Origin of the sequence: Kosakonia sp. LAM2021 (assembly GCF_016620385.1) — a bacterium.
In the GTDB taxonomy this organism is placed as follows: domain Bacteria; phylum Pseudomonadota; class Gammaproteobacteria; order Enterobacterales; family Enterobacteriaceae; genus Kosakonia; species Kosakonia sacchari.
Map to the genome: position 1 here is coordinate 464,024 of NZ_JAENHT010000001.1, position 12,541 is coordinate 476,564.

At 54.2% G+C, this 12,541-nt stretch carries 7 protein-coding genes and 1 riboswitch; of the genes, 6 read left to right on the forward strand and 1 reads right to left on the reverse strand.

All coding sequences use genetic code 11. The features are described from left to right. Nucleotides 1-48: 48 nt before the first annotated feature. On the reverse strand, nt 49-1,314 hold the full coding sequence (locus JKP81_RS02145; protein ID WP_200550432.1) for a maltoporin: 1,266 nt from the start codon (nt 1,312-1,314) through the stop codon (nt 49-51). A gap of 268 nt (nt 1,315-1,582) precedes the next feature. Here JKP81_RS02145 and JKP81_RS02150 point away from each other — a divergent pair, with 268 nt between their 5' ends. The 6 genes from JKP81_RS02150 (at nt 1,583) to JKP81_RS02175 (ending at nt 12,517) form a co-directional block, all read left to right on the forward strand. Beyond that, nucleotides 1,583-2,656, forward strand: a complete 1,074-nt coding sequence (locus tag JKP81_RS02150; RefSeq protein WP_200550433.1) for a LacI family DNA-binding transcriptional regulator — start codon at nt 1,583-1,585, stop codon at nt 2,654-2,656. A gap of 764 nt (nt 2,657-3,420) precedes the next feature. Further along, a complete protein-coding gene (locus JKP81_RS02155; protein ID WP_234455460.1) occupies nt 3,421-8,082 on the forward strand; it encodes an autotransporter outer membrane beta-barrel domain-containing protein in 4,662 nt (1,553 codons plus the stop codon). A 131-nt stretch (nt 8,083-8,213) separates the two neighbouring features. Further along, a riboswitch (TPP riboswitch) is annotated at nt 8,214-8,309 on the forward strand. Nucleotides 8,310-8,343: 34 nt separating this feature from the next. After that, a complete protein-coding gene (gene thiM / locus JKP81_RS02160; RefSeq protein WP_200550434.1) occupies nt 8,344-9,126 on the forward strand; it encodes a hydroxyethylthiazole kinase in 783 nt (260 codons plus the stop codon). After that, nucleotides 9,123-9,923, forward strand: coding sequence for a bifunctional hydroxymethylpyrimidine kinase/phosphomethylpyrimidine kinase (thiD, locus tag JKP81_RS02165; protein WP_200550435.1), 801 nt, complete (start codon nt 9,123-9,125; stop codon nt 9,921-9,923). The genes thiM and thiD overlap by 4 nt, the downstream gene beginning before the upstream one ends. Nucleotides 9,924-10,073: 150 nt before the next feature. Further along, on the forward strand, nt 10,074-11,126 hold the full coding sequence (gene fbaB, locus JKP81_RS02170; RefSeq protein ID WP_131410601.1) for a class I fructose-bisphosphate aldolase: 1,053 nt from the start codon (nt 10,074-10,076) through the stop codon (nt 11,124-11,126). Nucleotides 11,127-11,362: 236 nt separating this feature from the next. Then, a complete protein-coding gene (locus JKP81_RS02175) occupies nt 11,363-12,517 on the forward strand; it encodes a mandelate racemase family protein (protein ID WP_200550436.1) in 1,155 nt (384 codons plus the stop codon). Nucleotides 12,518-12,541: the final 24 nt, after the last annotated feature.

A 12,541-nucleotide genomic window follows, 5' to 3' on the forward strand; every position in this document is an offset into this window, starting at 1 on the left:
GGCAAACAGATTCAGCCAACAAAGAGATAAGGTGAAGGATGAAGCGTATTACCACCAGGCTTCAACCTGAACACCGAAGTTCCAGGTATTATTTTTCGTTCCATCTTCAAATGATTTTCCATCTTCCGAATCATTTAAATAGGAAGCGAAAAGGCGTAACTCAGGACGAGACATAAATTCCGGGCCATCCGCCAGACCGACGGCAAAAGTATATTTCTCGCCGCTCTGTTTGTAGTGAGTGCCGTTTTTATAATCATCTTTCTGGTAGAAACCACCGACTTCACCAATCAGACGCACATAATTGGTGAGCTGATACTGAGCGCGACCAACCAGCGAAACCAGACGCGTTTTGTCGGTGTATTCGGTAATGTCGTTGGCCGAACCGTATGTCAGCACGTGGTTCAGTGAGAACTTATCGGTAATCGGAATCAGGCCGGTGTTAATCACGCGATAGCCGCTGGCGTCATTAACGTAGTGCCACATGTCGTACCAGCCGCCGCCCTGCGACACCATATTCTGTGCCAGCCCTTTGTTGGCGTATTGCAACACCAGCTTGTTGTAGCCGCCAAACATATCCTGGCTGATTTCACCGGTCACCATGACGCCATCATCGGCTTCATACAGGCCGCCATACTCTTTCTGTTTTTTTGTCGGATTTGGCATGGCGTAGTCGATGCCGAACTCGGTCCACGCGCCTGACCATGGTTTCCAGCCCGCGTAACGCAGGTCGATATAGTTGATGTTGACATCGTTATCGTTATCCACGCGGTAATCGACATCGTTAGCGTCGCCACGGATCCACGCCACGGACACTGCGCCCGGACCTAAGGTGTAATTTTCAATACCCGCACCGGAGCCTGAAATATTCCAGTATTTGGTATCGATAATGTGCAGATCGTGGCGCTGGTAGTAACGTTTACCGCCCCAGATCACCGCGTTGGGATCGTTAGGGATAAGCCCTTTGATTTGCAGGTTTAACTGGCGTAAACCAAATTGAGCGTCATCGCCAATGGTGGTTTCGTTGTCGTTGGAGCCGTCGGAAACCATGCTGACCATGGTGTCGAGGTAAAAGCTCACTTCGTCTTTTTTATACACTTCCGAGCCCAGTTCCACTTCCCCGTAGGTGTCGGATTCGTTACCGAGGCGGCCGAGTTTGTTTTTCTGCCACTCCACCTGTCCGCCATCGCCCGACACGCCTACGCCACCGCGCAGGTAACCGTGAAAGTCGATAGGCACAGATGAGGCAGCCAGAATGGATGGTGAAGTCAGCGCAGCGGCTAACGCAAGTGTGAGAGTGCGTAGCGTAGTGTTCATATCATTCCTCTTATTGTTTTGTATTACGTTCACATAAACGCTGTCATAAAATGCCTAAATGTAAAAACAGGCAAACTAACGATTGCGAATGTGTGATTAAGTGCAAATAAATCAGCGTTTTTTGTTACAAGTAGCGAATTCCTTCACAATGTTCGCTATTGTGAGCGTGATACTTATTTGGCAAAAAAGAGGCGAGGAAAAGTGTGGTGAGCGTTTTTTTAGATGGCCCCTGTTACAATCGGCGCATAACAACATAAGGAACCGGACCATGAAGTCTAAAAGTGCGACGTTAGAAGACGTTGCCCGCCATGCGGGTGTCTCCTATCAGACCGTGTCCAGGGTACTCAACAAATCTGCCAATGTATCCGAAGCCACGCGTCTCAAGGTTGAGAAATCCATAGAGTTATTGCGCTACGTACCTAACAGGCTGGCCCAACAGCTGGTCGGCAAGCAGAGCCAGACCATTGGGCTGGTGACCACTTCGCTGGCGCTGCACGCACCATCGCAGGTGGCGGCGGCGGTAAAACGCTACGCCAACCTTGATGGTTACCAGGTGCTGATCTCAATGATTGATGAGAACGTCAACCATGATATCCAGGCTGCCATCAACGAACTGAAATCACAGCTGGTCGATAAAGTGATCATCAACGTGCCGCTGGAGACCGAACAGGCGCAGCGCATCGCGTCTGACAACGATGATATCGTCTGCCTGTTTCTTGATGTTGACCCTTACAGTTCGGTGTTTAACGTTTCGTTTAACCCGGCGGATGGTACCCGTGCCAGCGTCAAACACCTGTACGACTTGGGACATCGGGAGATTGCTTTACTGGCCGGGCCTGAGAGTTCTGTCTCCGCGAAGCTGCGCCTGAAAAGCTGGGTTGAAACCCTTAACGGCTATGGCCTGAAACCGGTGATGGTTTTTCACGGTAACTGGGATGCGCAAAGTGGCTATGCCGGTGCGCTACAGATGCTGCGCGAAACGCCAAACTTTACCGCCGTGTTGGTAGGTAATGATCAGATGGCGCTGGGCGTGTTAAGCGCGTTTCATCAGCACCAGGTGGCGATCCCCGGTGAGAAATCGGTCGTCGGTTATGATGACACCTACGAAAGCTCATTCTTTTACCCGGCGCTGACCACCGTCTCGCTGGATCTTGATTTACAGGGTAAGGAAGCGGTTCGGCGGTTGCTCGACAGCGGTCACGGCGATGCCGCTCGCAGCTCTTCGGTATTGCCCGCACGGCTTATTGTGCGCCACTCAACAGGGGCACTGCAGGCGCAGGACACCAACCTGCAAGAGATCGCCCAGCAACTGCAATCCATTGCACACAAGTTGTGGAAATAATTACGCTTTAATGTCACCTTTCATCCGGCACTTGTGCCGGGTGATATCACCGCGCCGGCTCACTTTCCAATCCATTATTCCGTGTTTCAGCTATGTATATCATTTTGGCCTTGCGCTGAGGCTGCATTTATTTTCGGATTTTTAATTTTATTAATTAACACAAAAATAACAGGCAACTTGTTAATATTTATCACTTCATTGAGCGAAATAAACGACGGTTAAAAAATGCTTTTGTCTGGTAAATGTCCAGCAGTTTGCTGTTAAGATAACTCGTGCATGAGGGTTAACGCCGACGTTTTAGGGTAAATGTAATTAAGCGTTTACTTAATCGATAAATACCTTGTGATCTTAGCGGTAACGGTAATCTGGATATATTTAATATCTTAAGTTCGGCGCGTTATTTTCTGTGTGATAGCGTTTTGTTTTATCTGTTCCATTAATTTATCTTCCATGGCTGTCACGAATTGTTCAGTTGAGGTCGCGGTGCGTCTGCATGAGTTATGGACGTTGCCCGTATTTTACCGAAATAAATTACAGGAACGCTTATTTTAAATATAAGGAAGTTCTCTATGGAAAGGATGGTTAAACCTAATGCAGGGAAGTTAGTACAGCAATTCTCTGCACCCTCTAAACTGGATATGACGCGCTACCCCTCATCCGGTTTAAATAGCGTGCCGAATATGAAAACCACGCTTACACGCCTTTCCTGCGCAGTAAGACTTACCTTTCCCGTGTTGTTGTTTTTTACGGGCATTCCGAGTGCTATGGCCGTAAATATTACGCAAAATACGCTTTACGATAAGCCGGTTGACGATATTACCGATGGTCTTAAGTTCAATCCTAATAGCAGTCTGGAAATTACCGCTGGAGCCGGTACCGTCAATATCACTAACGGCTCTGGTCCCTATGCAGTAGAGATGGACAGCGCTTATTTATGGTTACATGGCGGTTCGCTTAATGGCGCAGGCGATCTGCTTTTGAATGGTCAATCGCATATTCAGTTCGGCGGGGCGCAAATCGGTGGTGTCCCCGCATCGACAAGTGGATATGGCGGCACACTCTCGTTCGGCAACCTTGTGACCAGCACCGGTACTGGTACGTCAACGTCTATTAATATTTATGATGCGCAGTCGGTAATCGTGGCCAATAGCATCAACCTGCAGTCTGAAACAAGCCAGTTCGTCCAGACCCGCGGCACGACCACAGTGGCACATGATATGTCGATTTTACCCAGTGGCGGCGCGGCGAGTGGCGGGTTATCGGTCAGCGGTTCCGCAATTCTCAACGTTGGCGATAATCTCACCGCCGATCTCGCTGGCGGCGGCATGGGGTTGCATATTGCCGATGGCGCAACCGTTAATGTTGGCGGTGATTTAACGCTCTCAAATGATCGAACACTCAATGACATTAATGCGGTCGCGGATAACGCATTAATTCGCAATGCGGACGTGCATGTTAACGGCGATATGAACCTTAATGGCACGCATGCCGGTGACACGGCGTGGCAAATACAGGGTGGTTCTTCCGGGCAACACGTAGTTATCGGCGAAAATATGAATCTTAATGCGTCTGTTGCCGGTAATAACATAAAAACGGTACTCGGTAATAATGCGTGGGTGGATGTGGGGGATAATATTAACCTTGGCAGCGTATCCGGCGCAAATAACACCCTTTATATCGGTGACGCATTAACGGATGAACAAAATCATATTCGGGCAACTCGCATTATTATGAGCGGGGCTGGTAATAATAAAGTTATTTTTAATAATAATTTTTCTACGCAATCGAATGATGATGGCTATGTTTTTAATATGCAAATAGTGGGTGAGGGCAGTGTCGAATATCAGTCGGGTCATACCACTCTGGGTTTAGAGTCTGATTATAGCGGTGATACGCTAATTAGCGGCGGTTTGGTTACGATTAATCATACGAAAGCGCTGGGATCAAACACTATAACAATTAATACTGACGCAAATGACTGGTCGCAAGGGCTGGAAATTGCCGGGATGGAGCACTACGCCTTCACCAATAAAATGATCGGTACCGGTATAACTACCGTGTCAGGGGATGTCATCATTTTTATTAACAAAAACACCTATGCCGGAATGTGGAATATTACCGGAAAAGCGGCAGCCAGTAAGGATTTATTATTCAGTAACAACGCGTTTGGTACGGGTACTATTCATGTTGATGCAAATGGGGAATTCAGCGCGCAAACAGATGCTGCTTTCGAATTTAATAATCATCTGACCGGTACGGGCGATTTTATTGCCGATAATAACCACAAATCGTTTAATTTTACCGCAGATGTGGGGCGTGATTTTTCCGGCGATGTCTATCTCAGAAATAACGATTTTCTGCTGGAGGGGGTCAATACCGCCGCGCTCACTCAGGCCACGCTGCATGTTGAAAACGGCAACACCACTACCGTTGGCGCAGGCACCCAATCCATTGGCGGCCTGGCTTTCAACGGCGGCACCATGGTATTTGGCGATGTCGGCTCTCTACCTTTAGTTGAGGCGGCGGGAAATGTGGATTTGTCCGGGCGCGGCACCATTCAGATCAGCAACAGTAGCAGCTTGCAACATGCGTCGCCTGATATCAGCAAACCGCTCATGCAACAGGACGAGGCGGACGTCGTACATCAGTTGGTGGCAAGCCAGCAAGCGGTGACCGGCGCTGGCGGCAATTTGCTGCTCGTCGATGAAAATGGGCAGGCGGTTTCCGCAGAAACGGAGCACGACGTTACGCAAAATGGCCAGACCGTGGCGAAAGGGCACTATGACTATCGTCTTACCAGCGGTAGCGGCGCGGATGGTATGTATATCAATTACGGGCTGACTGAGCTTGAACTGCTGGCGCAGGGCAATGACGCCCTGACATTGAACGCCGAAGGCAACAGCGATAACGCCGCCGATCTGAGCGCGAAAGTCAGTGGAAGCGGTGATTTACAAATTAATACCGACACCGCAGTTTCACTCTCCAATCAGGATAACGACTACACCGGTACGACGCGGATTGTGGCAGGTGAGTTGCAGTTAGCCAACGATCACACCCTGGGCAACACCTCGTTGGTCGACATGGCCTCTGCAACAGTGCTGGACATTCATGGCTATCAGCAAACGCTGGGCGCGGTGGAGAGCGAGCAGGGATCGCGGATTGATCTTGCTGGCGGCACGCTGACGGTGACCAAAGGCGGCGATATCGCTGGTGCGCTCACCGGCGGCGGCGCGTTGAATTTCACCAGTGGGCAGATGGCTATCCACGGTGACAATACCGCGCTCAGCGCCGATATCACCATAACATCGGGGGCATCCGTCACCCTCGATACTCCTCGTGGGCTGGGAACCGCGGGCATCGACAACCTCGGTTTTCTCAAATTTAACGGTGCTTCCGGTCTGTTTGAAAACACGCTTACCAATAACGGAATTGTTGTGCTGAACGACAGCGACCTCCAGTTTACCGCTGACAATACCCATTTCGGCGGGACGGTTGAGATTGGCGACGGCAGCCAGCTTACGGTTAATACGGGAAATCAGCTGAGTTCAGCTTCGATAATCAATGACGGAACGCTTCGGCTGGTGACTAACGATGACTGGACGGTACAAAACAGCGTGACCGGTTCCGGCGGGCTGGAAAAAGGCGGCCTCGGCATCATCACGCTCTCGCAGGCCGCTGCGCTTTACAGAGGCGAGACGAATATCCGAACCGGCGGCGTGAAGTTTGGTTCCCCCGAAGATCCGTTCACGCTGGAGTCATCGCACGTCAATATCTATCAGGACGCTGCACTTATCGGCAACGGCGCGGTAGCCGGTGATGTCACCAACGCCGGCACCCTGTCGATCGGAACCGGGAAGCAGTCTGCACGCGCGGCCGGTGCCGCCGCAGTAAGTGATGTGTTAACCATTAACGGCAGCCTGAGTAACAGCGGCACTGTTCAGATAGGCGCGGCAACGAGCGGCAACGCGCCGGGTAATCAACTGATAGTGAAGGGCGATTACCAGGGCAGCAACGGTTTAATTAATTTCAACACCGTTCTGGCGGATGACAGCGCCGCCACGGAAACGCTGCGCGTGGAAGGCGATACCAGCGGTACGACAATGGTCAGCGTTAACAATGTCGGCGGCACTGGCTTGCCTACGCTAAACGGGATTCGGCTCATCCAGGTAAACGGTCACTCCGCCGGGCGATTCACTCAGCAGGGGCGAATTGTCGCGGGCGCGTATGAATATATGCTGGTGCGCGGCAACGGGCAGGATCATGCGCACTGGTATTTAAGCAACCAGATGCCAGAAGACGTGCAGCCTGACCCGGAGGACCCGCCGACCGACCCGGAAGATCCACCGGGCGAACCGGAGCAGCCGCCGACTGAACCCGGGCAGCCGCCGTCTGAGCAGCCCGATCCTGACCCGACCCCGTCCCAACCGGAACCACCGCAATCCACTACGCCGGTTAACCGCCCGGAAGGGGGAAGCTACACGGAAAATCTGGCGGCAGCCAATCGCATGTTTGCCTTCCGTTTGCAGGATAGCGAGACCGATAACGCGCAGCAGGGCGATACCGTAGAAAGCGGCATGTGGATGCATCAGGCGGGAACGCGTAATCGCTCGCGCGACGGCAGTGGGCAGTTGAAAACCTCGTCGACTCAGTACGTAGTGATGCTAGGCAGCGACCTGGTGCAGTGGGGCGACGACCGCCAGGGGCGCGGGCGCGCGGGCGTCATGGCCGGGTATGGAAACAACCACAGCAACACGCACTCGGACATCAGCGGTTACGATGCTGACGGTCGGGTAAACGGCTATACGGCAGGCGTATACGGCGCATGGTACGCCGATGATGTGGATAAAACCGGGCTGTATATTGGCAGTTGGGCGCAATACAGCTGGTTTACGAATTCAGTTAGCGGCGAGGAACTCTCTGGCGAGTCGTATCAAGCCAAAGGCGTCAGTGCGTCCGTTGAAACCGCCTGGAACTGGAAAGCCGCAGAGTTTTCCGCCAGCAACGGTTCGCGGACAATCTGGCACATCCAGCCGCAGGCACAGGCTATCTGGATGGGGGTAAAAGCCGAAAATCACCGCGAAGCAAACGGCACGCGCGTCAGCGGCGACGGGAGTAACGCGCTACAAACGCGGCTCGGGATCCGCAGTTGGTTGAACAGCTACGGCAGTGAGGATAATCAACACGGGCGCACGTTACAGCCGTTTATCGAAGCCAACTGGATCCACAACACGCAGCGTTTCGCCACGCGTATGGATGGTGAAACCATCAGCCAGGCGGGCGCGGAGAATGTCGGTGAAGTGAAAATTGGCATTACCGGCAGGTTGAACCCGCAACTGAGTCTGTGGGGCAATGTCGGCCATCAACTCGGCGGCAAAAGCTATAGCAGTACGCAAGCGACGTTGGGTGTTCGTTATGAATTCAAATAGTTGTCCGTACGTCTTACATTGCAGGGTTTGCCCGTATGTGTCGCTTTTGCCGGAAGGCTGGTTTACAACACCCGAAGCGCGCATTATCCTGAGTGGCGGTTACTAAACGGTTAACCGCAACGTATTGATTTTTAAATGACTCGGGGTGCCCTTCGTATGAAGGCTGAGAAATACCCGTACCACCTGATCTGGATAATGCCAGCGTAGGGAAGTCAGATGCCTGCCCGGCATCCCTTCTTCACGCCGGGCAGGAGCGAAACCATGCAACCTGACCTGCTTGATCGTGTGCAACTCGCACATGCGTTACAGCAATTCCGCCGCCGTTCTCCCCTTGTGCACTGTATGACCAATGACGTCGTACAAACCTTTACTGCTAACGTGCTGCTGGCGCTTGGCGCATCACCCGCGATGGTGATTGATAGCGAAGAAGCGCCACAGTTCAGCGCCATCGCCGATGCCCTGTTAATCAACGTGGGTACCTTAACGCGCGAACGCGCTACAGCGATGCGCGCGGCGGTGGAGAGCGCGAATGCCGCGCATAAACCCTGGACACTCGATCCCGTTGCCGTTGGCGCGCTCACGCTACGCACGCAATTCTGCCAGCAATTGCTGGCGTTGCGCCCGGCGGCGATCCGGGGGAATGCTTCGGAAATCCTCGCGCTGGCCGGCATGAGCGCAGGTGGGCGCGGCGTGGATACCACCGATACCGCCAGCGCGGCACTGCCAGCCGCGCAGGCGTTGGCGCGGCAAAGCGGGGCGATTGTCGCGGTAAGCGGCGAAGTGGATTACATCACTGATGGCCTGCGCGTGCTGATGGTCACCGGCGGTGATGTGCTGATGACGCGCGTGGTTGGCACCGGCTGCGCACTCTCGGCGGTGGTGGCTGCCAGTTGCGCGCTGCCGGGCGATAAGCTGGAGAATGTTGCCGCGGCCTGTGCGTTTATGGCGCAAGCCGGTAGCCTGGCCTGCGTGAAAAGCACCGGACCGGGCAGTTTTGTCCCCGCTTTTCTGGATGCGCTGTACACGCTGGGAGGCAACGCATGAAGCGCATCAACGCGTTAACCATTGCCGGTACCGACCCCAGCGGTGGGGCGGGTATTCAGGCGGATCTGAAAACCTTTTCGGCGCTGGGTGCATATGGCTGTTCGGCGATCACCGCGCTGGTGGCGCAAAACACCCGTGGCGTGCAGACGGTGTACCGCATTGAACCCGACTTTGTCGCCGCGCAGCTTGACTCCGTGCTCAGCGACGTGCGTATCGACACCACCAAAATCGGCATGCTGGCGGAAACGGACATTGTTGAAGCCGTCGCGGAGCGACTGCGGCGCTACCAGGTGCGCAATGTGGTGCTGGATACAGTGATGCTCGCCAAAAGTGGCGACCCGCTGTTATCGCCCTCAGCGGTCGCTGCGCTGCGTCAGCATTTACTGCCGCAGGTTTCACTTATTACGCCTAATTTGCCGGAAGCCGCCGCGCTGCTTGATGCGCCACATGCCCGCAGCGAACAAGAGATGCATGTGCAGGGCGAAGCGCTGCTGGCGCTCGGCTGTGAAGCGGTGTTGATGAAAGGCGGTCATCTGGATGACGCCGAAAGCCCGGACTGGCTATTTACCCGCGACGGGGCGCTGCGTTTTACCACCCCGCGCGTGAAAACGAAAAATACCCACGGCACGGGCTGTACGCTCTCGGCCGCGCTGGCGGCGCTGCGCCCGCGCCATGACGACTGGGCATCAACCGTTGCACAAGCAAAACAGTGGTTAACGGCGGCGCTCGCGCAGGCGGATACGCTGGAAGTGGGGCACGGCATTGGGCCGGTGCATCACTTTCATCAGTGGTGGTAAACCGCGATACGAAACGTGCCAGCAGATAATGCTGAAAAAAAGGCCAGCGGTGGAAAATCTGACGAGAGAGAACCAGGCTTATCTCTGCCTGCCGTCAGGCAGGTAAGGATAATCCAATTCGCTTTGCGCGAAGCTTACGGGAGCATAGCTATGACTGATATTGTGCAGTTACTTGGCAAAGACGCCGACAGCCTTCTGCAACACCGTTGTATGACCATCCCCGCTGACCAGCTCTACCTGCCAGGACACGATTATGTTGATCGCGTGATGGTCGACAACAACCGCCCGCCAGCGGTGCTGCGAAATATGCAGACGCTGTATAACCACGGGCGGCTGGCGGGCACAGGCTATCTGTCCATTTTGCCGGTCGACCAGGGCATCGAGCACTCGGCGGGCGCATCGTTTGCCGCCAACCCGCTCTATTTCGATCCGAAGAATATTGTCGAGCTGGCGATTGAAGCCGGTTGTAACTGCGTGGCATCCACTTACGGCGTGCTGGCGTCGGTTTCGCGCCGCTATGCGCACCGCATTCCCTTCCTGGTAAAACTGAACCACAACGAAACGCTCAGCTACCCCACCGAATATGACCAGACGCTGTACGCCAGCGTTGAGCAGGCGTTTAATATGGGGGCGGTCGCCGTCGGGGCGACGATCTATTTCGGTTCACTGGAATCTCGCCGCCAGATTGAGGAGATCTCCGCCGCCTTTGAACGCGCGCATGAACTTGGCATGGTCACCGTCTTGTGGGCGTACCTGCGTAATTCGGCATTCAAGAAAGATGGCGTTGATTATCACGTTTCCGCCGATTTAACCGGCCAGGCGAACCACATTGCCGCCACCATTGGCGCGGATATTGTGAAGCAGAAAATGGCGGAAAATAACGGCGGCTACAAAGCGGTGAATTTCGGTTACACCGACGAGCGCGTTTACAGCAAGCTGACCAGCGACAACCCGATTGACCTGGTGCGTTACCAACTGGCGAACTGCTACATGGGCCGTGCCGGGCTGATTAACTCCGGCGGCGCGGCGGGCGGCGATACCGATCTGGGCGACGCCGTTCGTACGGCGGTTATCAACAAACGCGCGGGCGGCATGGGGCTGATCCTTGGCCGTAAAGCGTTTAAGAAAACCATGGCCGACGGCGTGAAGTTAATTAACGCCGTGCAGGATGTCTATCTTGACGAGAAAGTGACCATCGCCTGATGCGTCAGTTACCCTCCCTGCGGGGAGGGTAAACTAAAAACGCCATTTCATTTCTGCTCAATTCCCTTCCCGATCGTCATCACATTTCCGTAACCTTTTGTGAAAAACGTCACGCACCGTCGTGCGCATGCCCAAAAAATGGCGGCCGCTTAGCGGAAATTGTCCGAGGATGCGGTGTATTTTTGTGCATATATTTGCTTATGAAACGGCTTTTCAAAAAACACCAAGGATCTGTAATGAAAATTGAATCTGTCAATGTCACCGTCTTTCAGCATCCCACGCGTCGCGTTTCCGACAGCGCCGGGCACTCGCACCCGGGGCCGGAAACGCAGGCCAAAATGGCGATGCTGACGATCACCGCAGACGATGGCAGCAAAGGCTATTCCTTCGCGCCGCCGGAAGTGGTGCGCCCGTTTGTGCTCAACGCTTTTTTCCGCAAAGTGATGGTTGGGCAGGATCCGTTTAACCGCGAGCGCATCTGGCAGGATCTGGTGCACTGGCAGCGCGGTAGCGCACATCAGTTAACCGAGCGCGCATTGTCGTTTGTTGAACAAGCGCTGTGGGATCTGATTGGTCGCAAACTCAATATGCCGGTGTACAAGCTGCTTGGCGGCTACCGCGACAAAGTACCCGCTTACGGCAGCACCATGTGCGGCGACGAACTGGAAGGCGGGCTTTCGACGCCGGAAGAGTACGCCGCTTTCGCGGAAAAACTGGTGGCGCGCGGCTACAAAGCCATCAAGTTACACACCTGGATGCCGCCGGTGAAATTCGCGCCGAACCCGAAAATGGACGTCAAAGCCTGCGCGGCGGTGCGTGAAGCGGTCGGCCCGGATATCGACCTGATGATTGACGGCTACCACTGGTACAGCCGCACCGAAGCGCTCTATATCGGCAAGGAGCTGGAAAAACTCAACTTCGCCTGGTTCGAAGAGCCGATGGAAGAAGAGAGCATGTCCTCTTACGTGTGGCTGGCGGAAAATCTGTCGATTCCGGTTATCGGGCCGGAAAGCCTGGGCGGGAAACACCACAGCCGCGCCGACTGGGTAAAAGCGGGTGCCTGCGACATTCTGCGTGCCGGAGCCAACGGCGTGGGCGGCATTTCGCCAACGCTGAAAGTGGCGAACCTGGCGGAATCGTTCGGCATGGATTGTGAAGTGCATGGCAACGGTGCGGCGAGCCTGGCGGTGATTGGCGCAATCCGCAATTGCCGCTGGTACGAGCGCGGTTTGCTGCACCCGTTCCTCGATTATGACCAACCGGCAGCGTACTTAAACAGCATCGTCGACCCGATGGATGAAGAGGGTTTTGTTCATCTGCCGCAGCGACCGGGACTCGGCGAAGACATCAATTTTGCGTATATCGAAGCCAATACCGTCAGCCACGACTGACAGATAACAATAAATGCCCGGAGG

What these genes read in the sequence shown, in the direction of transcription:
- JKP81_RS02150 (WP_200550433.1), top strand. Translation starts at nt 1,583, where the DNA reads ATGAAGTCTAAAAGTGCGACGTTAGAAGACGTTGCCCGCCATGCGGGT.
- JKP81_RS02145 (WP_200550432.1), bottom strand. Translation starts at nt 1,314, where the DNA reads ATGAACACTACGCTACGCACTCTCACACTTGCGTTAGCCGCTGCGCTG.
- JKP81_RS02175 (WP_200550436.1), top strand. Translation starts at nt 11,363, where the DNA reads ATGAAAATTGAATCTGTCAATGTCACCGTCTTTCAGCATCCCACGCGT.
- JKP81_RS02155 (WP_234455460.1), top strand. Translation starts at nt 3,421, where the DNA reads ATGGCCGTAAATATTACGCAAAATACGCTTTACGATAAGCCGGTTGAC.
- thiM (WP_200550434.1), top strand. Translation starts at nt 8,344, where the DNA reads ATGCAACCTGACCTGCTTGATCGTGTGCAACTCGCACATGCGTTACAG.
- thiD (WP_200550435.1), top strand. Translation starts at nt 9,123, where the DNA reads ATGAAGCGCATCAACGCGTTAACCATTGCCGGTACCGACCCCAGCGGT.
- fbaB (WP_131410601.1), top strand. Translation starts at nt 10,074, where the DNA reads ATGACTGATATTGTGCAGTTACTTGGCAAAGACGCCGACAGCCTTCTG.